Origin of the sequence: Burkholderia sp. PR2 (genome assembly GCF_052372875.1) — a bacterium.
GTDB lineage: Bacteria > Pseudomonadota > Gammaproteobacteria > Burkholderiales > Burkholderiaceae > Burkholderia > Burkholderia diffusa.
This window is the reverse complement of sequence record NZ_JBQRWH010000003.1, coordinates 101,497-123,119: the sequence shown is the minus strand read 5'-3', so window position 1 is coordinate 123,119 and position 21,623 is coordinate 101,497. Positions and strand designations below refer to the sequence as shown.

Sequence of the window (21,623 nt, the reverse complement as noted above, 5' to 3'; positions counted from 1 at the left end):
GTTCGCGGCGCCCCTACCTGACGCCGTGCCCGATCACGTTGCAGCTCATCCCGCTTCGCGCAATGCGCGGTTGCCGGATTCCGCCGGCTCGGTATTGCGTCTTCCTGTCCTTTAGCGATTTCCATCCGATCAGCCCGGTGCATGGGAAGTACATGCACGCCGACTGTCCAACCTGCTGCCTGAACAACTCGCCTCGCGCTTCGCGCAAGGCGTCGCCATTCGTGCGCGCCCTCATCGGTCGCGCTGCGCGGAGAAGCTCCGCGCGGGTACAGCTTCGTGGCTACCCTGCAAGCCGACGCGCTCGCGTCGCGACGCCCACCGCTTTCGCGTATGCGGACGCCGGGTTGAATGCCGGGTAATTCGTGTTGAGACCTTTCGGGCACGGCGGCTCAGACCGTTTTTTCTTCCTGTCAGGGAATCGCGATACCGGGCTTTTGCCGGTCGCATGATCTCCCCCACCCCCAAGCACACTCATGTCGGCCGCGGTGTATCGGGCTTCCTGAGTGCACCCAGCATCGATCGCTGAAAGGGTGTGTTCAGACACGCACGAGTGCTCGTAAAGCGTCCGGTGTCCGGGGCTCCACTTGTTCTCGTGCTGTCCTGTGGCGACAAACCGTCGCCGATCGTATGGATATCGCACTGTCCAGCGGTCCTCACTGTTGACCGCTGTGTACTTGATCTGATTCACAAAAAGGCCGCTTCGTTGTGCGGCCCGAACACTTGACTGCATTTGGGGGCCTGTTGCGGGCCAAGAGGACGAGCGAGTGCCTTGCACTCGGTTTCGATGCGTCGATGACGCGGTAGGTGAAAAGAAGAATAGAGCGATTTGCCCCGGCTCACCGGCCGAAAGCTGACGGGAACCGGCGCGCTTTCCGAAACTTGACTTCGCGCATCGCTCGATAGACTGGGTTCAGCAATCTCGGACTTCAACTCGGAGTTGTGGGCGACTCACTGCGCAAACTCCCAGATCAAGTCGGACTTTGGCGACGCTCATTCGACAAAGTCCGACTTCATGTCCGATTTCGCTTTCTCGCCGCGCTCAATGTCCGACTTCACGTCCGACTTTGATTTGTGGCACCGCCCCATTCGTCCCTATAGGAGTCGCCTTTGAAAACCGCAGTCTTCGCCGTCGATGTCGGCTATGGCAACACGAAATACGCTCACCGCGCCGCAAGTGGAACGATCGCGACCGGCATGTTCCCGTCGCTGACTCCCCTCGCCGCAAGCCGCACGCTATCGGGCTACGGCGAGAGCGTACTGACCGCGCGTAAGGTCTCGACGATCGTCATCGACCAGGTCGAATACGAAGTCGGGCCCGATGTGCCGCTTACCGCCGCCTACGGCAATACCGGCCGAGCACTGGCAGACGACTACGTGCTGTCCGACAACTATGCCGCCCTCTTGTTTGGCGCGATCCACTTTTCTGGCGTCACGCACATTGAACGGTTGGTGCTCGGCCTGCCCGTCCACAACATGAAAAAGTACTCGGCCGAGCTGAAGGAACGCTTCGCTGGGGAACTGGACTTCGGGGCTGGCCGGGTCACGGTCGACAAGGTCGTGGTGATCCCACAACCGCTCGGCTCGCTGGTACTCGCGTCGAGCAATCGCCAGCACGAGTTCGGGCGAGACGTCGCCCACCTCGTCGTCGACGTCGGCTACTTCACGACCGACTGGGTGTATGCGAACGGCTTCACGATGGATGACAACCGCAGCGGTGGCATGCCGGGCGGCGCATCGCAGATTTACCAGCGCATCGCCAGCCTCGTCGCGCGCGACCAGGGCGACGAAGTCGAAGACATCGAGCGTATCGATAAGGCATTGCGCGAGCAGACGCCGTTCTTCTTCTACGGAACCAACATTGATCTTGCGCCGTACCTCGAGCAGGCTCAACCGCTCATTTCGGGCGTCGTCAAGGAAATGCAGAACAACGTCGGCCGCTTGCCGAACGTTCGGTCGATCATTCTTTCCGGCGGCGGCGCAGCGCTCTACGCGGCGGTCATCCGACGCGCGTTTCCGCGCGTGCTGATTGAGGTGATCGACGCGCCGTGCCTCGCCAACGTGCGCGGCTTCCTGATGGTCGGAGAAGCCGGCCTTGCCCGCGAACGTCGCTAAGGAGACGGCATGAGCGACAAGATCGAGATGACTGTCACGATCAATCCGCTCGTGTCGCCGCTGCTCTTCGAGCGACTGAGCGCGTGTACGTCGGCCCGCCATCGCGCCGCGATTCTGAAATCGCTGGCGGAGACCACGCTACGTCAGGAGCTGACCGGATACATTCACGCGCCTGCTCAGACGAAGACGCAAGCGTATTCGCCCCCTCCTGCGGCAGGGGCGCGCGCGGCGGGGGGCATCGACAACGAGGGATTCCAGGTGCTGCGGGTGGATGACTCGGGGCACGAAAGCACTGGCTTTGGCGACGAGCTTGGCGGGCAACTGGCGGGCTACTTCGAATGACAGGGCCGCCGCAGCACGCTACTGCAGCTTGACTTTGGGTTGGAACTGCGAAGATGGATACATAACACCGGTGTTCATGGCGCGCATCGCGCTATGCACCGGTGCATATAGGATGCACACCATGCTGGAACTCATCGACTGGATTCGCCACGGCGAGCTGATCCATAAGCTATCGTCGCCGTACCTCTGGCTCAGCTTTGTTGCAATGCGCATCGCGATCGAATACTTCTTCGCGGGGCTCGCCAAGATGGAACATATCTCTGGAGATCACGAATGAACAACAAGGTAATAGCGATCGCGACGGAAGCTCACCAGTTGTACAAGCGCCTGCCGTTCCTGGTCCGACGCATCATCCTGGCATACGCATTCGCCTTCGTCTGGTTCTTCGGCATCTTCCTGCATGCGCGCCACTTTGGGAGTCTGGCCGAGCCGTTCCTCATCGGCGGAGCGATTGGCGCGGTATGGGCTTCGGGTGCCTATAAGCTCTTCCTGCTGGTCCTCCGGATCGTGCTGTAGGTTCAGGAAGGTCGTTGCCGATGCAGAATCCATGGACGAAAAAAAAGCGGCTCACCAAATGGTGAGCCGCTTCGCTTCAAGTTCAATGTCTGCGACTGGCCGCCTTTTGCGCGAGCCATGCCATACAGAAGTCCACCGCCGGTTCGAACGGCTCGTCCCGCAACACATAGCGGGCCTCGCCCTCGCACTTCCGGTCGATGACGTCGAAGGCTTCCGCTTTCGACAACACCGTCGGCTGCCTGCCATTCGCCGCACCCGTGGTCGCGACGATCTCGAACTCTCCCAGCAACATACGAAAGGCCATCATCAGTCTCCGAATGAGGCCCGGCGCAATGCGGCCCGGTGGGGACGTATCCCCACCGGGCAAACAAACCAATGCCGGCGATCGCCGGCGTTCAAGTCAAACTACACGGCACACGTTGCTTCCATCCGCGAGCGCGAGATTCCGCCGACGCACTTCATCGCGCATCGCCCGTCTCGCGCGCGCCCGCTCGTAACGTTGCGTCTGGCGCTTGTACTGCTGAGCCCACACGTCGCAGAAATCCACGCCTTCGACCACCGAACGGACGATCGAGACGCGCTTTCCGAGGCTACGAACGCGATCAGCAAGGATATTCGCGTGATGCTCGCCAGGCCGATAGCCGTGGCGCGCATCGACCCGGTCACGGTCGGCGTAGATGATCACGTGGTCGTAATCGTCCCAACGGATGTCGGCACGCTCGAGGCCGCCGCAGTTCAGCAGGCTGCGAACCTCGATACGATTCTGATACCGCGCGACCACCGCGAACCCCGTCTCCGCCCCCTCGACCAGCGCGAGGGTCCGCGACCGTGTCGTGTTGAGCAGCACCGACGAACCAAAACTTCCGTCGGGCGCGCTCATCTCCAGCTTGGCTCGCTGCTTCCCTTTCTTCGTCAGGAAGGGAACCTTTGTGCCATCAGCCGTGAGATAGGTCCGATGAAGGCGACGCGGCTTTCCGGCCGGCGAACGCGCGCGCAGCAGCATGACGGGAAACTTTCCTTGCTTCTTTCCCCATGCATCGACGTACTCCATACCGGGGTGGTAGCGCACATCCTTCCCGATCCATTCGATCTGCAGCCCGGGAATCCGCGTCGACAGATACGTCCATACCGGCGACTCCGCCGTGACCGGCCCAGCGCCATCCCATGCGACCTGCATCTCGCGACACTTCTGCTCGTCGCTTTTCTCAGGCCGGACCGGGACAGGTTTCACCTTGCGCGCCACCTCGACGGGAATGCCACTGTTATAGTTTCCGGTCTCGAGCTCGTAGTAGATCTCGCGATACGGCTTCCCCGTCACCTCATGGATGAGCTGCACGCCCGTGCCACCCTTCGCACAACGGGCGCAGTACCAGCCGCCTTTCGGATCCTTCTCGGGCGAATAGAGCCGAAACGTCTCCTCGCCGTCACACAGCGGGCACGCCCACCAACGCTTCTTGGCATCCCCCAGATAACGACTGTCGAGGTAATGCGGAAAGATGTTTGACCAGTTCAGGTCCTCGAGAACCAGCTTCTTCAGCTCTCGCATGATTCAGCCTCCTTTTGCGCTCTGGCAAAAACGTACGAAGCAGCTGCGCCATCGATCGATGCGGAAGCAACCACCGGTGGATCAAGCGCCCTCTCACATCTCACGCCCCCCGCTGTCGCGTCGAATCGACGTGACATGGAGAGCACTGCGCTGCGCGAAAGGTGAAACCACTTCACATTCATAGGCACTCTCCTGTTTGGATTGCGGTTTTGGTCGATGCCTGAGACAGGCGCGGAAACGCTTGCTCAACCAAGCCGCGCGAGCGCGTCGGCTTGGTTCAGCAACGTCGTGGGATGAACAGAGGGGAGGAGAAGGTTCGCGTGTGATGTGCCGCGAGGCACATCACACGCGAAGGTGAGAAGAAACGGGAGACGCGAAGTGGATCGGTGAGAGTTTCCGGGATCAGATCGCGGCCCACGCTTTGCGCGGGTACCACGATTCGAACGGAATATCGTCGTCCATTTCGTCGAAGCCGCCACCACCACCGTACGACCTCGTCTGATCCGGCGGGGGAGCCGCAGGCCGCGGGCCCGAGCCATTCGTGCGAGCCGGCGCGCGCGCCGTATTGGCCGGAGCCTGTCGGCGTTCGCCCTGCTCGAATCCGTCGTCGCCGCCATCACGCTGCGCGTTTCCGCCGCGGCCGCCGAGCATCTGCATCTGGTCGGCAACGATCTCGGTCGAGTAGCGGTCCTGGCCGTCCTGGCCCTGCCACTTGCGCGTGCGGATCCGACCTTCGATATAGACCGACGAACCCTTCTTCAGGTACTCGCTGACGATTTCAGCGAGACGGCCGAAGAACGCGACGCGGTGCCACTCAGTCATTTCCTTGTAATCACCACTCGCCTTGTCCTTGTAGCGATCGGTCGTCGCGAGACGGATATTCGCCACGGCGTCGCCGCTCGGCAGGTAACGGACTTCCGGGTCAGCGCCGAGATTGCCGACGAGGATGACCTTGTTGACAGATGCCATGTACAACTCCTTTATTGAGTAATCGACCAGAGCCACTTGTCCCACATGACTTGCTGGCCATTCACGATCTTGGGTGAACCATCCGACCGCACGGCCGGCACCTTGATCTTCCTGAGACGTTTGACGCTCACGGTGTCGCCAAGCCGACAACCACATTCCGAGATCGCCTCTTTCAAGCCTTCGCCTTGCAGCGTGCGTTCGCCATACGACGTATCGAGACGGATCGCGAAGGACTTGTAGAAGCGTGAGCCGTTCGAACGACGGTCGGGGAATTCGTCCTCGCCCCACCAGGTGATGCGACCGACCACGGCCGCAGACTTGGCGGATTCGTCGCGGCGCGGTCGCGCCGGACGTCGGGACGAGTCGCGCGGGCGCTCGAGCTCATCGGCCGGCGCCACCTCCATCGGCGCAGCCTCGGCCGACGACACATTGGAGCCGGTTGGCATCTGGACACCGGCCGCACGCCGAATGGCGGTTGCGATCGCATCCTTCAGCGCAGACCGGTGCTCAGCCCGCATCGCCCAGTAGGGCTCAAGGTCCGGCAGGATCTTGAGACCGAACATCGTGTCGCCGGTGTGATCATCGAAAGCCGGTTCGAATTCGACGATACAGTCGCCCTCGTCAACGAACAGGTGGGGAATGCCGTCGATCGTGACGTGGGTCTCGTTCGACGCGCCCTTTCCGACCACCCGCTCGCGATCCGGTGTGCACGCACCCGGAGACGACGGCGTGGTCGCCTTGCGCCCTTCGCCTGGGAACGCATTTGCGAGCACGCGCGTGATGAACATCGCTACGCTTGCCATTGCGCCTCCAGGGACAGTTGCCCGCTACACCAGCGGCTAAGCCGCATGTAATCGAAGTTGAGCAACGGGTTATCTCGGATCACGTCCTGCATCGAGCGCGACCGAATCCGGCCGAGCGAACAGACGAGCGGATACGGGATCGCGCCGGACCAGAGTTCCATGATCCATCCAAGCGTCGCGTAGTAGTCGGCCTTGTCGACGGGACGATTGCACAGTCGATCCCGGAGGATCTCCGCACAATCCATCAGTGCTTCCGGCACGCTGTCACCGTGGCGGCTGTCGACCGCGAGGAAAAACACAGCTTCGGCCAGCTGCTCGCGAACGTGCGGTGCCCACTGGGATGGATCGGGAAGCGGATCGGGTTTCGGTGGGGGGATAACGATCGGCGACGCGTCGCCGAACATGTCGAGCTGCCAGGCAGCCACATGCGGTTCCATGAGAATGCTCCGGTCGTGCCGGGCAACCTCATCTCCGGAAACCGGGAACGGGGTTCCCGGCGGGGGTGAGGCGTTGACCGCGCGAATGGCTTCGCACGGTCAACGGAACGGCAGGCGCCTTACTTGGTGCCCGTCTTGATCGGAATGACGACAGCCGATTTCGCATACTGCCGCTTCGGTGTCGATTCGGTTGCGTCGTTCGCCGCAGGTGCTTTTGCGGCGCGATGCAACTGTTGAGCAGCGTCCGAAGCAGCCGGACGTTCGGCAGCTTCGGGCGTTTGCGCCGCCCGGCGACGTTTGTCGAATTCCGTCTTCGCCCAGTGGGCGACCGCCAGCATCACAATGCCGGCGACGAAGAACGACGTGGTCGCGACATACACGACCAGGCAAAGCGCCAGCAGCTTGAACGGCGATTTGAACGCGCCCTTGAACAGTAGCGTCAACATCTCTCTCTCCAGAAAGGTTATTTACAGAAGGTTGTCCGGACAACGTCCGGCGGTTTCGATGCTCGAGAGGAGCAAGGAAATCGGCGCGAAGCGCTTTCGTGCGCGGCCGTCAGGCCCGCGCACGAAAATGCTCGGCGTCGATCAGGAAAAGATGCGGGCTGGCCGCAAGAGGCAAGACCGATAGGTCCAGGAGGTCGATGCGTCGGGGAAACGCGTAATAGGCCTAGCGTATCGGGTTCGCTCGAGGCGGGTCGCCCGAATGCTCGGCAATCGCGTACAGCTTTGGCGGCCGGCGGCCAGTTCAACCGGTTGAGGGGCTTAACCCGGAAAGCTCCAGAAAAACGTATAGCTTTTGCCGGTTCCGAGGACTTGACTTCGCAAATCGCGCGGCAGACTGAAAGCGTCACTTCACTTCAAGGCGCTCATCATGTCTTCCATTCTGATCTTCGCGTTCATCGGCGGGTCGCTCTACATCGCGTTTCGCAAGCGGCACCCCACTCGACCGAGCAAGCCGCCCGTGACGCGCAGCCACGCATCGGGCGACGCCGGCGAAGCACGCGTGCGCGCGGAACTCGAACGCGTGCTCTCGTGGCTCTGCGGCTACGATTACTACGTTCACCCGACGGCGCTGCTGCTGAATCACGCGCCCGGTACGGACTTTCCGACCGCCGAGGTCGACCATCTCGTCATCGCGCCATTCGGGATTTTCGTAGTCGAAACTAAACACTGGGCCGCTCGCGTCGCACCAGGCAGCGACGCGACCACGTTGTTGTGCCATCTGCCCGGCGGCAGGCTCGAGGAGCGGCGCTCGCCGCTGAACCAGAACCGGTCAAAGATTGCATTCCTGCGCAGCATGCTGCCCGCCATGTGGGACGTTCACGGTGTCGGCGTGTTTTCCAGCGACGTCTGCACGTTGTCGCCGGCGCTGCCCATCGATCTCATTCGCGCTGCGGATCTGGGGCACTGGCTGCGCGAAAAGAAGAATCGACACGCACTCTCCGGCCGGCCTTCGATCAAGGTCCAGCGTGCCCATGACGCCATTCGCCGACTCAGCGTTGACGATCCAACGGGGGCGGCTCTCGAAATCCATCGCCGCAAAATTCAGCAATCTTTACCTATCTGAGGAAGTGCTCCTAATGTTTCGGTCAATTCTGCCGACAAATTCATAATACGTAACAATTCGAGTCCGTTTGAAAGCGGGGTGGTTTCGTGCAGCTTTTCGCCAGGACTTCGTGAAAACGCGGCGTATGCTGGGTTCGCCACCCGCCCAAACTACTTGTCGCCATTGACGCGCAGCTGAGGAATCCGACTGCGCCGGCAATGGCTCCAACCGGACATTTCGGAGAGGAACCGTGTCCAACCATCCGTCCAAGAAACCCCGCCTCGACGCGGCATCTGCATCGACCCGAGACGACACGCGCAATCCCCTCGACCCCCGATCGGGTCGTGATGCGACTGTACAACGCGAACAGCAAGGGGCCGCCGGCCCGTCTTTGGCGAGTCTCTCCAACGACATCCTCAGCGGCGTAATCCGCCATAGCGAGGACGTGGCGTCGATTCTGGGTAGCAAGCTGCAGGAGTACCTGCGCATCGGCTACCACTTCTCCGCCATCCGTGATGCCATCGTCAGTGGTTACGTGGCGCAGCATGGCAATACCCCAGCGACGCGCGAAAGCGCGCGGAAGGTCGCCTACGACTTTCTGACGCGGGAATTCGACAAGCCGAACGCTACCGTTCGGCTCTATATCCGCTGCTACCAGAAGCTGGCGAGCAACATCGCATTGGGGTGAACACGTGTCCAAGAATCTGCCCAAACCCATCCAGTCTGACGACGATTTCAACCCGACCGTTCCTGATGGTGGTCGCACGCCTGCCGACGACGTCGAATCGAGTGCCGATCTGACAGCGAACTTCGCCCACATTCCGACCCAGCTCGAGCTCGGCACTGCCGCACGCGAAATGTTCGCCGGCCTGCCCGACTCGCTGATCCGCACGATCATCGAGGAAAGCGAGGAAGTCGCGCACTCGACACGCAAGATCCTGCTTGAGCACATGCGAATCGGCGGCAACTTCGTGCACATTCTCACGGGCGTTGTGGGGCATGAGGTGACGCACAAAGGTGACACTGTCGCCGTGCGGAACCGCGCGAAGGAACTCGTCTACGACTACCTGACGAAAGTGTTTCGCAAGTCGAAGTCGTCAGTTCGGCTGTACATCCGCTGTTACGAGAAGTTCGCGAACAACATGCGCGCCGTCGAGATCCTCTCGCACAGCGACATGGCGCTGCTGGTCGGTAACGACATTGGCAACGAAGTGGTCGACATGGTCATCGACGCCAAAAGCGAGAACCCGAACCTGAGCAAGCGGCAAGTCGAGCAGCTGATCGCGAACTATCAGGACAAGCTCGCCGAAAAAGCCAACCAGGTTGAGATGGTCACGACCGACCTCGCGAACACCGTCGGCCGGCTTGATGACGCCCAGGCGGAAATCGATCGCCTTGCGGCGGAACTCGATCGAACGCGGCAAGAGCAGGCTCGCGAGCGAGAGAGCTCGCAGGCCACCTCCGTCGAGTTGGCGAACGTCAGCAAGCAGGTCAGCACGCTGCAACACGAACTGGCGAAGCGAGAGCACGAAGTCAAGCAGATCACACATGACCTTGCCCACCTGAAGGCCAACCCGCTGAAGGAACAGGTCCCGGTCCCCACGGTTCCTGATGAATTCACGAATCTCGAAGATGCGCTCGCGACCAAGCTGGCTGAAGTGAAGGAGGCGCGCGCCAGTCTCGAATCCATTCAGGCAGAAAAAGAGGCGCTCGAAGCCGAACTTCAGCAGCAAAAGGCGGCGCTCGAGGCTGGTGAAGCACTAGAAAAGAAGATCCGGGCGCTGATCGAGAAATTCGGCGCATTCGCCCAGGACTATCACAGCGCGCAGTTGCTGGCGACCGCGGACGGCCGTCCCGCGCGCTTCCAGCCGCTGTTTGCGGCGCTCGGCGACCTGATCGGCAAGTTTCATGGGGAAGTGATGGCTGCGACACGCGCGGCATGATGGTTCGGGAGCGGCCGCTCCCGAATTGGCAGGGAAACGAGAGAAATACAAATGGAAAAAAAGAATGTCCGGGAGACCTACCGGTCCGTCGAACGCCTTTACGTGCCTCAATGGCTGACGGAACGGATCCAGGTCACGAATTTCGATCTGGTCGACCACATGAAGTGGCTGCTCCAGAAAGATGGTCGGTTTAACGAGATCCTCGCGGTCGAGCGCAAGGAAATCGAGCACTTCAAGCACAATGAGTCGTCGCTGCGGAACTTGCTCCACACGCCGTTCCTGATGGTGGCACCGACGCTGCAAACGGTGGAGGACTGGCGCTGCTTCATCGACGAGACCGCGACGACCGTCGCGGTTGACGAGCTGCGCCGCAAACTGCCGGAGCTGGATGCGCTGTCGACGTACTCGGTGCAACAGCACAACCGCATGTTCCTGGACCTCGTCACGAGCGTGATCCACATGAGCGTACTCGCGGCGCCCCTGCTCGGCATTACGACCGAGCTGGCCGCCTACCTCGTGTCGGTGCCGACGTACAAGCTGCGCCTTGCACTGGGGCGTATGCGTGGTTTGCCGCTCTTCCGCTGGCGTTTCAATGCGCCGACCTTCTGGTATCAGTTCACGGCAAGCACGTTGACCGACGAAATGGTCGCGCACCTGATCATGGAAACCTCGCCGATTCGCGTCGGGGAACTGCCCAGCAAGGCGGGATGGAGCGAGCTGCGCCTGCCGCGTGAACGCAACGAAACCTATGCATACGCGATGATGGCCTACCGGTGCCGGGCGTCGACGGCCGCGGCCCTGTTTCGCCTGAACCAGAACGCGATGCGCCAGCGCTACGTCGAGATGCACGGCGTTAGCTCCCCTTGCGGGAACGTGCCGACGTCGCTGACGTGGTTCGTCGAGACGCCGCACAACCGGCTGCATGCCACTTTCTACACGTGGCTGTACCGCGCGGGGCTCGCCGCGGGTGGGAACGCGCCGGAGGCGCTGATCGCGACAAACGACATCTACCAGCAACTGTTCGGCGGCAAGCCGGATATTTCTGCAGATCGCGGCTGCAACCTGACCCGTTCGATGGCGGCCGATTCGCGCCTCACGATTGCCCCGTGCCGCTCGTGCCGAACCCATTATGTGGTCAGCAACAACGACGCCAAGATCGAGATGCACCAGAGCTTCGACTGCCCGGCCTGCAACCGGCAACTTGGCGAGAGGAAGCGTCACGCACGTACACGGGCCGGTCATGGAAAGTCATGAACACGAACCGACGCTGCCTGCAGGCCTCGTCGTGTTCAGTGCGGACGGCCGTGCCCAGTTCGGTTGGTTGAATCCCGAAACGGAGCAGTACTGGTCCGAGGCAACCGGCGAGCTAATCAGGGATGCGGTCGGCGCGGTGCCGTGGGTGGCGGACCGTGCACACTGAAGGGACTCTGCGATGGACGATTACGCTTATCTAGTGGCCGAAAGCAACGCCGCGTGGCTTTCCGGGCGAGGTGACGGGCGCTTCGAGCGCTACGAGCAGTTCTATCGCACGCAGTGCGGCGCAGGCGCCGACGGGTTCGATCTCGAGCGAACCAACGAGGAATATGGCGAATGGGTCCACCGCCAGCCCCCGCGTCTGCTCGCGCTATTGGCCAAACCCGTGGTCGGTAAAGTGTTCGTCGCGTTTTTCTGCGTGTACATGGCCGCCCAATTCGTTCCGATGATGGCGGGACAGGCGCCGCGCGCCAGCGGCGTACTACTCGGCGCGACCTTTGTCGGTCTGCGGATCTTCCACTGGCGACACCGCAAACGAAGGTAACCGATCCGGCTGACGCCCGCCCGCGTGGCGGGCTTTTCACTGGGCGTCGCATAGGTCCCGGCCAGGCCCCATGCAGGTCGAGGCGATCCGCAGCCGGAAAACATATATGTGTCGGAGCGTCTGCCGATACCATTGCGGACGCAGTTCTACTGAAACCTTGGAGACCAAAAAATTGAATCGAAAGCTCAGGCACTTGGCATTGGCAGTCTGCCTGCTTGCTGCACTGTCCGGCTGCAAACAGTCATCCGTCGATTCGCTTGAAGGCGAATACGGCGTCGCTGAACATGGAAAGATTGATCCTGCAGTCAAGGTGGAAAAGACCGACAAGGGGTACGTCTTTGATAACTACGAGGGCGGGCGGTGGCACACCGCGACCGAAATCGCGCGGCCCATCACACCCGAGGAATTCGAGAAGATTATGGGTGTGAAGCCCCAAGGCTCGTTCGTCGGATACGCGGCAGGGCTCGCAATCGTCGCGAAAGTTCAGCCCGGTCTATCCGTCGGCGACTTCAAGACGTCGACCGGATACATGATGTTGCTTCCCGGTGGACCGATCGAACTCACAAAGATGTGACTACAACCTTCCGCCGAGCGGGTAAGTGGCCTCCGCGGTGCCAGCCTTCGACTCAACCGCACTCTCGATTCAAGTCTAGACGGAAACGTCCGATATCAGGAACTGGCGTTCTATTGGCTCGGCCCGGCCGCACCAAACACCGACGGTCGCCGGCGCAGACTTGACTTCGCTCGGGGCTCGGTAACATGAAATCGAGGGTATGCGCCGTGCGTACCGGACAACAAAACGAGGAAACAACAATGAAGAAAATCACGATGATCGGCCTGTCGACCCTTTCGATCGCGGCGGTTCTGGCGCTCGCAGCCTGCGGCGGTGGCGGTGACGGCGGCAGCAGCTCCACGGGATCGACCGGCAGCGGTTCCGGTTCATCGGGCGGCGGATCGACGCCGGTCGCCGTTACGGGGACGCTCCCTTCGCCGCAGTATGCACAAGGCAGTGCTCAGCTCGCCGCGTTCAATTTGCTGAACCAATACCGCACGCAATGCGGCTTCCCGGCTCTTCAAGAGAACACCGTTCTTGACCAAGCGGCCCAGGCCCATGCGAAGTATTTGGGCGCGAATAACACGATTACGGACACCGAGGTTTCTGGAAACACCGGGTTCACGGGAGCAACATATGTCGCTCGCGCCGTCACTGCTGGTTTCCCGAGCACGGCAAATGGGTCGGGCGCCAGCGGAGGAAACACGTCGCAAACCGCCAGTTTCTCAGCGACTGCATCCGGACAAGAATTCGTCTATTCGCTGATCGCGGGCGTCTATCACTCCGGGGTGGTGCTTTTCCCCGTCGATACGGTGGGCATTGGCGAGTACGAAACTCAAGCCACGTCTAGTGGAATCACCTGGACGTCTGCATGGCAAAGCCTGAGTCTCATCAACACGCAGACGCAGACGTTAGGTAACTCCCCCGTCACCTTCCCGTGCCAAGGTGTCACTGGCGTTCCCTATAAGTCGACGGGCGAAAGCCCGACGCCGCCGAATGTCAGCGGCTCTGGCTGGGGTACCCCCGTTGTGGTGATGGGCAATTCCACGGACACGATCATGCTGCAGTCTGGCACGATGACCGATACGTCGGGCAATGTTCTGAGCCTTCAGTTGCTGAATTCCACGAACGATCCGAACAAGATCGTCCAAGCATACGAAGCCGTTGCTTATCCGGCGTCAGCCTTGTTGCCGAATACAACATACAGCGTATCGATCACTGGAACGGTGAACGGCTCCGCGTTCTCACGCAACTTCAGCTTCACGACAGGCAACATCGCGGGTTGAATCGGGCAGTCCACAATGAAAAAGCGCCCAAGGGCGCTTTTTCTTTATCCTCCCTGATAACCGGACACCGGCCAGAACTGGAGTTGATAGATTGTGCCGTTGTCTATCCTCACCGCGCAATTGACCTCGTAATCGTTCCCCGAGTAATCCCCGTCGACGTAGCTGGGGCCAGTACCCCAACGGCCACCCACCATCGTCGAAACTCCGGTACCGAACTGGTAAGGGGCGAAGTCGCTATTCAAGAACGTCACGTAAAACTTTTGGGTGGCGGCAACTGCGGCATTGCAAATCTGCGCCCAATTCGTCTGAGGCGGAAGTTGGGGTGCGGGCAACTGACACCCCGGCTGACTCCAACTAGACCCGTTCCACACGGGAGGGCTTGTCATAACCTGCCCTGCTGGGCATGTCGACGGAGCCTGATAGTTGCATTGTGGTGCGCTCCAATGCGAACCCTGCCAAACAGCAGCAGCCGTGGTCGTCCACCCCGCCCCCGTCGAACACTGCGGTTGCGGAATCGGTCCATTTCGGATCGGGGTCGTGCACGTCGAGTCCTGATAACCGTAAGAGCAGCGCACCGGTGCGGCCTCAGCGTGCGCCACCATTGCCAGCCAACACCCGAACGCGAGCATCACCCGCAGCAAGAACTGCATTCCTTCACTCCTGTTAATACGCGCAATAGGTCTCAACAACGGCTGAACCGCCAATCCCACTACCATTCCCGTCCGTAATCCAGACTGTCCACGGACCCGAACCCGACGTCGTGACGTTCACGGTCGCCGTTGTGTCGACATAGACGTTCTGCAGGTTCGCAACAATTTGCGGCGTACCGCCTGCCGAACAGGGCGGCGCTGGCACACCCCAACCGTTCTGGACGAGGTAGTAGTTGTAGCGGAGCGCGGTGCCACCGATCGGCAACCACACGTTGTCCTGACATGACAGCCATTGCCCCCGACCGTCGCTGTTCTGGGCGGCCGCGCCATTGACCGGACAGCCGGTTCTTGGTGTGGCAATCGCCGCCGGCCGTACCGTCCCCTCGGCAATCACGTCGCCCGAATGCAGCGGCGCGAAGGTTGCCGTACCACTCTTGAGGACCTGCAACATGCCGTTCTGGTAGACGTTCGTGTTGCCCAATCCGTCATTGACGAACGTTGAGACACTTCCGTTATTGTTTGAAAGCAGTTGCTTACCCTGCACATTGCCCGTCGCCGTGACATTTTTCAGGTTGTTGATGCTCACGCCGTTGGCGTTCTGATCCCCGGTCCAGGTCAACGAGCCATCGCGACGGATGTACACCGAGTTGCCGTTCGTCGTCGGCCCATTCGTGGCCATCACGACAGCAGCCGGCGCCCCGGCCAAGGGATTTGACGCATTCCACGCGCCATTCAACCCATAGACCGTCGACGCGTTCTGGGTCTTCGAAAAACCGAACCCGTTGCCGGCTGCCTGCGCGACGACACCTGCGCCCGCGACATCGGGCAGCCCATTCTTCGTCACCGGCTTGGAGGGGTAAAACAGATAGGAAACCTGACACGACGATCCGCCCGTCGAGCAGCCGGCCGGCCCGACGCTCATCTGGATCATGTAGGTGCCGCCCCAGATCGGGCCCGCCGCGTAGTTGACCTTCAGATAGCCGCCCGACTGCAGTTGCGCCAAAGTCGGCGGCGTCACGACCGTCGGCCCCGGCGCGACCAGCTGGGCAACGAGCGCACCGTAGTTGTCCGTCACCCAGTTTCCAAGCGCAGCGTTAATGACCGCCTCATTCTGGCCTTCGGCCGTCAGCATCGCCGTTCGGCGCTTCGCCACGTCGTCCTTGATGCCCTGAATGGTCAGCAGCGCCATCGCAACGAGAACGATCGCCATCTCGATGATGCTGAACATGGCCGGTCCTTAATTGTCGTGGGTCGCGTACATCGCGATGCTCGCCGTCGCGCCAGCGGATGCACATGCCTGCCCCACCGTCGTCCCGTTGAACGTGGTCGATGGGCCTGAGACCGTCGTGTTGTTGACCTTGACCATCGTGTACGCCCCCGCGATTGCTCCCGCCGCGAGCGTACACACGGTCGCCGGCACCGGGTACGTCAGTACCATTGCGTCGTTGGCCGACGCGACTGTGCCGGGTGCCGCGCTCACCGAACCACCGAAGATGCCCGTCAAGGTTCCGGATGCGACATTGATCCGCGACCCTGCTGAATCGAACGCGTGATTTTGCGCGAGCGTCGTCAGCGACTCCCCCGAAAAATCGATATCGCCCGAGGTTGCGTCCTGAATGCCGCTGCGGAACAGTTGAGCCTCGCTCTTGAACTGATGCGCGTGGATGCGATCCATCACATAGCCTCGCCCCTGATAGACGATCAAGGCAAGCAGTGCTGCGCCGGCCATCACTGCAGCGGCTTCGATCATCGACAGCTCGCCCTTCTCCTTGCGGCGGCGGACGATTCGGGAATAGGGATTCGTTCGTTTAATCGGCATGTTGTTGTTCATGATCTTCCTCAGAAAGATTTCGCAGCAGTTGATGGAGCACTGTCGAAGCTCACCGCGCCGGTCGCGACATACGAGCCGAGGCCGAGGGTGAGAAACGCGAGCGCGGCAAAGCCAAGCAGCACGTAGTGGGTGATCTTCGCGTTGCGGCGCACGGTCTCGACCACCCGGTTGAGCGAGTTCTGGCCGAGATCCTTGATCGACTCGACGAACTGGTCGCGCCCAGCCGCGTCGGTCATGATGTCGATCGTCGCTTCCGAGAAGATCCCGGTATCCAGCGCACGCATGGGCTGATCGGGATTCGCGGTGAGCCGGGCGCTCATGCGGCGCAGATGCCACCGCAGCCACGGGTCGGCCGACTTCGTCAGCCTGTCCAGCGCGGCGCGTAGCGTGAGGTTCGAATCGAACAGGCCCGCCAACGACACGATCAACAGCGCTGCACGCAGGTCGCGCCGATTGCGCCACATCAAGGGCATCGCATCGATCCGGTTGCGGACATGACCAACCCAACGCTTGAGCGTGTGGAAATAAGCGACCACAAGCCCGGCCACGATGGCACCCGTGAACCACCAGTACTGCGCGCAGAACGTGTCAACCGCGTAGATGATCTGCCCCGCCTCAGACCATTGGTCCAGCGGCTTCACGTCGCGCGCTTCCGGCAGAATTTCGGAGCCGAACAACACGCAGAACGCGTACAGATAGACGAGCAGAAAGGCGGGATACGCCATCTGCAACGACGTGGTAGCCGCCAGCACACCTTTCGCGTGCGCTGCCATCTCGGCCAATTCGAGCCCCCGTACCGCCGCGTCGTCGCGCGGCGATTGGCCGGCCAGGTCCAGCAACACATATTCGTCGTTCGGAATAAACGACTTGATCGCGGTCGCGAAATCGTCGCCCGCCCGCATGCGCTGCGCGATCTTCTGGAACACCGGCCACACCCAGTTCTTTCGGGCGCGGTGGCGCTGTTCGAGCGTCATCAGGCGCTCCAGCAAGGTCTCGCTGTTGCGCAGCCCTTTCTTTGCGACGTCCAGCCGCGTTTCCCGATAGAACATCTCGCGCATCTTCTTGAAGCGCCATGTCGCGAGCTTCATGCGTTCACTGACGGGCAGTGCCATGAACATCGAATAGATGATCGACTTGATCACGACGGCAGTACCCCGTCTTCATCCGCGAACACGCGGTATGTCTCGAACGCGCACATCGATTCGTCGATGAAGCGTGGATCGATGAGGCCGCGTGCGGCCTTGTACAGCGCATGCTCGTAGACCGTCTTGCCGGTCATGTCCGCGTCGCCGAACTCGGTCTTCCGGCTCGTCCGGAACACTCGCTCCGCCCCGCGCCAATCCCGCTCGACCACGCGATCGAGGAACTCGGGCGTCGGCTGATACAACTCCATCGCAAGCGTCTGCCCCTTGATCCCGGCCGCCACCTTGCCCGCGCGCGTGAGCAACCCCGGTCGGCGGCAATGCTGGCACCCCTCTTCGTCGCGGCAGGCCATGTTGGACGTGTCGAGCCCGAAGTTTGTCTCGAGCGTCGCGAGCTGCCGTGGCGACAGCACGTCGCGCGCCGGCCGCTTGCAGTGCGGGCACAACTTCGGAATCAGCTTCTGATTACCGACGGCATTGAGAAACTTCCCGGACGCCACCTCATCCATCGGCAGGTTCAGGCGCCCGCCCACCAACCGCATGACAGCGCCGATGATGTTGTCCCCGTGCAGCGTCGCGCGCACCGGGTGGCCCGTCAGGGCGAGCTCGGCAACGAGGCCGGCGAGCACCGCGTCGCGCACCTCGCCGATCGTCAGATCGTCGGGATCCATGCGCATCAGCGTGCGAATCACTTCCACGATCTTGCGGTTCGCGTCTGCGTCCGTCTCGCCCGGACGCCGCTGGAGGGAGATATCGGACAGCCACGGTGCCGGCACTTCAGACGGCTCGTTGACGGCGAACTGCTTTTTCAGATCCCGATTGGGCAACAGATACGACAGCGCACGCAGCAGCGTCGTCTTGCCGGAACCCGTTTCCCCGGTCAGGAACGTCGCTCCACCGCTGACCTTGCCGAGCATCTCGATGATCGCCAGCTGGCTCGGCTCCAGTCCCATGTCCTCCGGGAGCAGAACCTTATAGTTCTTGAAATTGCCGTCGAGCAGGCGCAGCGCGACATCGAACCCGCCGACGAGCGGCGCGCTCTGCCAGCGAATGTTCACGATATCCATGTGTGCCACGAGCGGAATCATCGCGGACTGCGGCGCGGTCGGCTGGAACGTCTCGCCCGAATTGGTATTGCGCTGGACCAGGTCCTGATATGCGGCAGACAGCGCGCGGCGCACCAGTGCCTTTGGCATCTTGCGGTACGAGTAGAGATCGCCGTCGACGCGCAGGCGCAGCTCCACGTCGTCGGCGTAGTCCCGGTACTCCCAGTGCACGTCGCTCGCCTCATAGGCGTGCGCGGCCTCCAGCACATCGCGGAACGTGCCGATCGCGCGGGATGACTCAGGAACCACGTTGGCCGCGCGCTGCCGCTCCTTGTCGTAGAGGGCCGCGATGACGTCCTCGTCCGCGACCATTTCTTCGTGGACGGCGATATCCGCGCGCGCGAGATCCTTCAGGTAAGTCGCATACAGCTGGCTTTCATGAAAGCGCTGCGTCGTCACGACAATCGAGATTCCTGCCTGCAATTCGACGGCGATGAATTCGCGGCGCGCCGCATCGGTGATCCGGAGCGCTGCGTTCGGATCGCGCTGGCAGAGAATCCGCTTGAACGTGAGCGCCTCGGCGGAAATCAACCGCGGCAGGCCACTCCCAAGTTCCATCGCGGGGCAGTCGACCAGATCGACGCCGACGCGGCGAATCGTCGGCGGCTCATCGGCGGCGGACGTTTGACGTCCCACCCGCCCTTCATCCGTGCGAACAGCAGCGTCGGGCGAAACCTCGGGTATATGGTGGGTCGAGTCCACCCGATCGGCTTCGTGCGGGGCGGCTGGCTGCGACTCCGGCGGGCTGACATTGATCGATGACGCGCCTTCAGCAGCGTCGGTGCCTGTGACCTCTGGGGCGCAATTCGGCTGCCCGTCATCACGAACCGGCGCAATCGGCGCGTCTTCAACGGCAGTGACATCCTCGATTTCCGCTTGCGCCATCCGCAGACGCATGCCCATCGTCATCGGCTGACCTTCAGCCGCCTGACGGGGATTGACTGGCTTGCTGGTCGACTTGAACCGGGGTTCCCTCGGTTCGAACGAACGCGGAGGTTCGTCGGCATCCACGGGGACCTTGCCCACGATCGGCATCGCGGCGGCCGAGTTCTCCACGAAGCTAGGCTTCAACGCCTTGAGCCGACCGAACAGGCCCCGCTTGGCCGGTTCCGGCGAGTCGATTTCCGAGAACATGCTCATTGCGCACCCCCGATCGGCGTGCCGGGGATCGGGCCGCCGGACGGCAAAGGCGAAGCAAGATCGATCAACGACCGGACCGAGTTCGTCGACGCGGACGGTACCGGGACAGCGGCACGGATCGGCTCTTTCCAGGTGTGCTTGCCTTCGGCGACCGTGACGGCGTAGCCGTCAACCGCTTTCATGTTCCAGCCGTTGAGCAGCGTCGCGCCGACGCGCGCGGGGTAGATTGCATCCTGAAACAGATATAAGACGTACGAGCCCGATTCGTCGCGCGATGCACCGAGAAACGAGACCGGTTCGGCTCGCGCATGCGTCCGGGTGGCCGGTTTCGTCGCTGGCCTCGCTGGTCCTGACACAGCAGCGGCGCTCGCCACGATGCCGGGTTGGGGCGTCGTCATCCCGCCGACGTTCGGCGACAGCGTCGAGGAGCCGGTCGCGCCACCCGACAGCTGGCGCACAATACTGGCCCGCGCTACCTGATCGATGTCGTCGATCGACAGTCGAGGCGTTGCCGGTTCCGCATAAGCGGTCAGGGCCAGCCCGGCGCCCGCCGCGACGAATGCGTGCTTAATCAAGAACAAAATATTTCCCCTTCGCGGTGAAATGGACGCCATAAGGCGCATCGCCCGTGTCGCTGCTCGTCGTTGCCCCTGCACCCTGGTTGAGGCGCAGTTCGACCTTGAGTGATTCGAGCGTCATGTTGGGCGGCAGCTTCGCGAGCAACGGTGCTTGCCACCGAAAGCCCTCGATCGTCCAGTCGCCCTGCTTGATGATCCGGGCGATGTGGCCACCCCCTTCCCCCGCTACGGGAGCCGGGATGAGCGGGCGCGTTTCTCCCAGCGTGACGGTGTAGCCGTAGGCGCGGATTTCGAAAGGCTGGGATGACATGCGCTGCGGCGGCGTTTGCACCGCCTCGATGAATGTCTGTTCCGACGGCCATTGGGACGATTCCTTCGCCGACAGCACGTCGACCTTCGGAACCGCCGGCCCGCGTGCGTTCGACGTGAGTCCGTCGCGCGAGAATGTCACTGGGCGCATTGCCGCGGTCGCCGCGCTTTCAAAATCGGCAAACGTGCCGCCTTGCCGCCGGAAGGTCATCGTGCAATAGCCGGCCGTCGGGCAGTTCGCTTCCTTGAAAACCCAGCCCTTGCGCACCGATTCATTGGTGCCAACGGCCGCGAGCAGTGCTGGCCCCAGTGCGGACGCACGCGGGAGCGCGCGGGAGAACGTGCTGCGCACGGCAGCCGCGTAGCGTTCCGCATACGTCGGGACGTGCGGCGGCGGTGGCGGCGGCGACAGCGCGTCCATCAGCTTCGCCCCCCCAACGATGGTCGCGCCCGCGATGAACAGCAGCGGAATCGCAGCCGGGATGGAGACCGGTACCTTCGTGATGCGGCCGGCCTTGCGGTTCCCGAGTAGCTCGCTCGCCTGAAACGGCTCGTCGATGTCGCCGATCCGCTCTCCGGCGCCGAGGGTATCGAGCGCCAGGTTGCCTTTGAGACATTCCTGCTCGATCTCGAGACGGCGCGCCTGGGCCGTTTCAGGGGACAACACCTCGTCGCTGCGCACCGCGCCGCGCACCACGAACACGGCGTGCACGCGAAGACCATCCTGCAACAGCACCAATGCCGCGGGCCGGTTCTTGATCCGGTCATGCAGTGCGACGCGTGCCGCGCCTGAATACAGTCGCGCGCCCTTGACGTCGGCCGATTCGGGCATCGCGAAGCCGCCAATCAGCTCCTCGCCGACCTTGTACTCGACGAAATGCGTCGCGCCGAATGCGTCTGCGTAGCGGCGGCGCTCGGCCCGGCCACCTTTGATCGGATAGGCCCGCCAATCGAGGCCGAAGACGAGCCGCGCGCGCTTGTCGGTCGGCAGGGGTTCGGTGATGTGCATCATCG

The 21,623-nt window shown here is 62.0% G+C and carries 24 protein-coding genes; 12 read left to right on the top strand and 12 right to left on the bottom strand.

The features are described 5' to 3' along the window. Positions 1–1,107: 1,107 nt before the first annotated feature. The 4 genes from ACT2FV_RS16195 to ACT2FV_RS16180 all read left to right on the top strand — a co-directional run bounded on the left by ACT2FV_RS16195 (position 1,108) and on the right by ACT2FV_RS16180 (position 2,970). A complete protein-coding gene (locus tag ACT2FV_RS16195) occupies positions 1,108–2,112 on the top strand; it encodes a PRTRC system protein D (protein WP_012367198.1) in 1,005 nt (334 codons plus the stop codon). Between the two features lie 9 nt (positions 2,113–2,121). Further along, the gene (locus ACT2FV_RS16190) at positions 2,122–2,454 is read left to right on the top strand and encodes a hypothetical protein (protein WP_444504357.1); all 333 of its coding nucleotides are present in this window, start codon (positions 2,122–2,124) and stop codon (positions 2,452–2,454) included. Between the two features lie 121 nt (positions 2,455–2,575). After that, on the top strand, positions 2,576–2,731 hold the full coding sequence (locus ACT2FV_RS16185) for a hypothetical protein (RefSeq protein ID WP_444504356.1): 156 nt from the start codon (positions 2,576–2,578) through the stop codon (positions 2,729–2,731). After that, positions 2,728–2,970: a hypothetical protein gene (locus ACT2FV_RS16180; RefSeq protein WP_012367201.1), complete on the top strand. Its 243-nt coding sequence runs from the start codon at positions 2,728–2,730 to the stop codon at positions 2,968–2,970. Before ACT2FV_RS16185 ends, ACT2FV_RS16180 begins: the two co-directional genes overlap by 4 nt. 82 nt (positions 2,971–3,052) lie before the next feature. Here ACT2FV_RS16180 and ACT2FV_RS16175 read toward each other — a convergent pair whose 3' ends face one another. From ACT2FV_RS16175 to ACT2FV_RS16150, 6 genes are all read right to left on the bottom strand, one after another. Next, positions 3,053–3,277 (bottom strand): hypothetical protein, encoded by a 225-nt coding sequence (locus tag ACT2FV_RS16175; RefSeq protein ID WP_185646562.1) that lies wholly within the window; start codon positions 3,275–3,277, stop codon positions 3,053–3,055. Between the two features lie 93 nt (positions 3,278–3,370). Further along, on the bottom strand, positions 3,371–4,516 hold the full coding sequence (locus ACT2FV_RS16170; RefSeq protein WP_444504355.1) for a DUF7146 domain-containing protein: 1,146 nt from the start codon (positions 4,514–4,516) through the stop codon (positions 3,371–3,373). Positions 4,517–4,918: 402 nt separating this feature from the next. Continuing rightward, positions 4,919–5,485, bottom strand: coding sequence for a single-stranded DNA-binding protein (locus ACT2FV_RS16165; protein ID WP_444504354.1), 567 nt, complete (start codon positions 5,483–5,485; stop codon positions 4,919–4,921). An 11-nt stretch (positions 5,486–5,496) separates the two neighbouring features. After that, complete coding sequence (locus ACT2FV_RS16160; RefSeq protein WP_444504353.1) at positions 5,497–6,288, bottom strand: hypothetical protein; 792 nt, start codon at positions 6,286–6,288, stop codon at positions 5,497–5,499. Continuing rightward, a complete protein-coding gene (locus ACT2FV_RS16155) occupies positions 6,276–6,725 on the bottom strand; it encodes a hypothetical protein (RefSeq protein WP_226118002.1) in 450 nt (149 codons plus the stop codon). Before ACT2FV_RS16155 ends, ACT2FV_RS16160 begins: the two co-directional genes overlap by 13 nt. 119 nt (positions 6,726–6,844) lie before the next feature. Then, positions 6,845–7,171, bottom strand: a complete 327-nt coding sequence (locus ACT2FV_RS16150; protein ID WP_325090402.1) for a hypothetical protein — start codon at positions 7,169–7,171, stop codon at positions 6,845–6,847. Positions 7,172–7,598: 427 nt separating this feature from the next. On the opposite strand from ACT2FV_RS16150, the gene ACT2FV_RS16145 reads away from it, so the two are divergent. From ACT2FV_RS16145 to ACT2FV_RS16110, 8 genes are all read left to right on the top strand, one after another. Further along, on the top strand, positions 7,599–8,294 hold the full coding sequence (locus ACT2FV_RS16145; RefSeq protein WP_444504352.1) for a nuclease-related domain-containing protein: 696 nt from the start codon (positions 7,599–7,601) through the stop codon (positions 8,292–8,294). 229 nt (positions 8,295–8,523) lie between these two features. Then, positions 8,524–8,961, top strand: coding sequence for a hypothetical protein (locus ACT2FV_RS16140; protein WP_444504351.1), 438 nt, complete (start codon positions 8,524–8,526; stop codon positions 8,959–8,961). Between the two features lie 4 nt (positions 8,962–8,965). Next, entirely contained in the window at positions 8,966–10,216 is a 1,251-nt protein-coding gene (locus ACT2FV_RS16135) for a hypothetical protein (protein ID WP_444504350.1), read from the top strand. Positions 10,217–10,267: 51 nt separating this feature from the next. Continuing rightward, positions 10,268–11,470 (top strand): FlhC family transcriptional regulator, encoded by a 1,203-nt coding sequence (locus tag ACT2FV_RS16130; protein ID WP_444504349.1) that lies wholly within the window; start codon positions 10,268–10,270, stop codon positions 11,468–11,470. Then, positions 11,457–11,636, top strand: coding sequence for a hypothetical protein (locus tag ACT2FV_RS16125; RefSeq protein WP_444504348.1), 180 nt, complete (start codon positions 11,457–11,459; stop codon positions 11,634–11,636). The genes ACT2FV_RS16130 and ACT2FV_RS16125 overlap by 14 nt, the downstream gene beginning before the upstream one ends. Positions 11,637–11,648: 12 nt before the next feature. Then, the gene (locus tag ACT2FV_RS16120) at positions 11,649–12,014 is read left to right on the top strand and encodes a hypothetical protein (RefSeq protein ID WP_444504347.1); all 366 of its coding nucleotides are present in this window, start codon (positions 11,649–11,651) and stop codon (positions 12,012–12,014) included. A 172-nt stretch (positions 12,015–12,186) separates the two neighbouring features. Then, the gene (locus ACT2FV_RS16115) at positions 12,187–12,588 is read left to right on the top strand and encodes a hypothetical protein (RefSeq protein ID WP_444504346.1); all 402 of its coding nucleotides are present in this window, start codon (positions 12,187–12,189) and stop codon (positions 12,586–12,588) included. A gap of 239 nt (positions 12,589–12,827) precedes the next feature. Next, positions 12,828–13,853: a CAP domain-containing protein gene (locus tag ACT2FV_RS16110; protein ID WP_444504345.1), complete on the top strand. Its 1,026-nt coding sequence runs from the start codon at positions 12,828–12,830 to the stop codon at positions 13,851–13,853. Positions 13,854–14,516: 663 nt separating this feature from the next. Here the strand turns inward: ACT2FV_RS16110 and ACT2FV_RS16105 are convergent. Genes ACT2FV_RS16105 through ACT2FV_RS16080 form a run of 6 tightly spaced genes read right to left on the bottom strand, consistent with a single transcriptional unit; the run spans position 14,517 to position 21,621 of the window. Beyond that, on the bottom strand, positions 14,517–15,731 hold the full coding sequence (locus ACT2FV_RS16105; RefSeq protein ID WP_444504344.1) for a hypothetical protein: 1,215 nt from the start codon (positions 15,729–15,731) through the stop codon (positions 14,517–14,519). 9 nt (positions 15,732–15,740) lie between these two features. Then, positions 15,741–16,334, bottom strand: a complete 594-nt coding sequence (locus tag ACT2FV_RS16100; protein ID WP_444504343.1) for a type 4 pilus major pilin — start codon at positions 16,332–16,334, stop codon at positions 15,741–15,743. Positions 16,335–16,342: 8 nt separating this feature from the next. Continuing rightward, positions 16,343–17,476 (bottom strand): hypothetical protein, encoded by a 1,134-nt coding sequence (locus ACT2FV_RS16095; RefSeq protein ID WP_012367219.1) that lies wholly within the window; start codon positions 17,474–17,476, stop codon positions 16,343–16,345. Beyond that, a complete protein-coding gene (locus ACT2FV_RS16090; RefSeq protein ID WP_444504342.1) occupies positions 17,473–19,722 on the bottom strand; it encodes an ATPase, T2SS/T4P/T4SS family in 2,250 nt (749 codons plus the stop codon). The genes ACT2FV_RS16095 and ACT2FV_RS16090 overlap by 4 nt, the downstream gene beginning before the upstream one ends. Beyond that, positions 19,719–20,297, bottom strand: coding sequence for a hypothetical protein (locus tag ACT2FV_RS16085; protein ID WP_444504341.1), 579 nt, complete (start codon positions 20,295–20,297; stop codon positions 19,719–19,721). Before ACT2FV_RS16085 ends, ACT2FV_RS16090 begins: the two co-directional genes overlap by 4 nt. Then, positions 20,290–21,621: a hypothetical protein gene (locus ACT2FV_RS16080; RefSeq protein WP_444504340.1), complete on the bottom strand. Its 1,332-nt coding sequence runs from the start codon at positions 21,619–21,621 to the stop codon at positions 20,290–20,292. Before ACT2FV_RS16080 ends, ACT2FV_RS16085 begins: the two co-directional genes overlap by 8 nt. Positions 21,622–21,623: the final 2 nt, after the last annotated feature.

Coding starts and splice junctions, on each gene's coding strand:
- ACT2FV_RS16110 (WP_444504345.1), top strand. CDS start 12,828: ATGAAGAAAATCACGATGATCGGCCTGTCGACCCTTTCGATCGCGGCG.
- ACT2FV_RS16170 (WP_444504355.1), bottom strand. CDS start 4,516: ATGCGAGAGCTGAAGAAGCTGGTTCTCGAGGACCTGAACTGGTCAAAC.
- ACT2FV_RS16180 (WP_012367201.1), top strand. CDS start 2,728: ATGAACAACAAGGTAATAGCGATCGCGACGGAAGCTCACCAGTTGTAC.
- ACT2FV_RS16105 (WP_444504344.1), bottom strand. CDS start 15,731: ATGTTCAGCATCATCGAGATGGCGATCGTTCTCGTTGCGATGGCGCTG.
- ACT2FV_RS16185 (WP_444504356.1), top strand. CDS start 2,576: ATGCTGGAACTCATCGACTGGATTCGCCACGGCGAGCTGATCCATAAG.
- ACT2FV_RS16100 (WP_444504343.1), bottom strand. CDS start 16,334: ATGAACAACAACATGCCGATTAAACGAACGAATCCCTATTCCCGAATC.
- ACT2FV_RS16150 (WP_325090402.1), bottom strand. CDS start 7,171: ATGTTGACGCTACTGTTCAAGGGCGCGTTCAAATCGCCGTTCAAGCTG.
- ACT2FV_RS16120 (WP_444504347.1), top strand. CDS start 11,649: ATGGACGATTACGCTTATCTAGTGGCCGAAAGCAACGCCGCGTGGCTT.
- ACT2FV_RS16145 (WP_444504352.1), top strand. CDS start 7,599: ATGTCTTCCATTCTGATCTTCGCGTTCATCGGCGGGTCGCTCTACATC.
- ACT2FV_RS16190 (WP_444504357.1), top strand. CDS start 2,122: ATGAGCGACAAGATCGAGATGACTGTCACGATCAATCCGCTCGTGTCG.
- ACT2FV_RS16175 (WP_185646562.1), bottom strand. CDS start 3,277: ATGATGGCCTTTCGTATGTTGCTGGGAGAGTTCGAGATCGTCGCGACC.
- ACT2FV_RS16160 (WP_444504353.1), bottom strand. CDS start 6,288: ATGGCAAGCGTAGCGATGTTCATCACGCGCGTGCTCGCAAATGCGTTC.
- ACT2FV_RS16155 (WP_226118002.1), bottom strand. CDS start 6,725: ATGGAACCGCATGTGGCTGCCTGGCAGCTCGACATGTTCGGCGACGCG.
- ACT2FV_RS16125 (WP_444504348.1), top strand. CDS start 11,457: ATGGAAAGTCATGAACACGAACCGACGCTGCCTGCAGGCCTCGTCGTG.
- ACT2FV_RS16165 (WP_444504354.1), bottom strand. CDS start 5,485: ATGGCATCTGTCAACAAGGTCATCCTCGTCGGCAATCTCGGCGCTGAC.
- ACT2FV_RS16090 (WP_444504342.1), bottom strand. CDS start 19,722: ATGAGCATGTTCTCGGAAATCGACTCGCCGGAACCGGCCAAGCGGGGC.
- ACT2FV_RS16080 (WP_444504340.1), bottom strand. CDS start 21,621: ATGATGCACATCACCGAACCCCTGCCGACCGACAAGCGCGCGCGGCTC.
- ACT2FV_RS16130 (WP_444504349.1), top strand. CDS start 10,268: ATGGAAAAAAAGAATGTCCGGGAGACCTACCGGTCCGTCGAACGCCTT.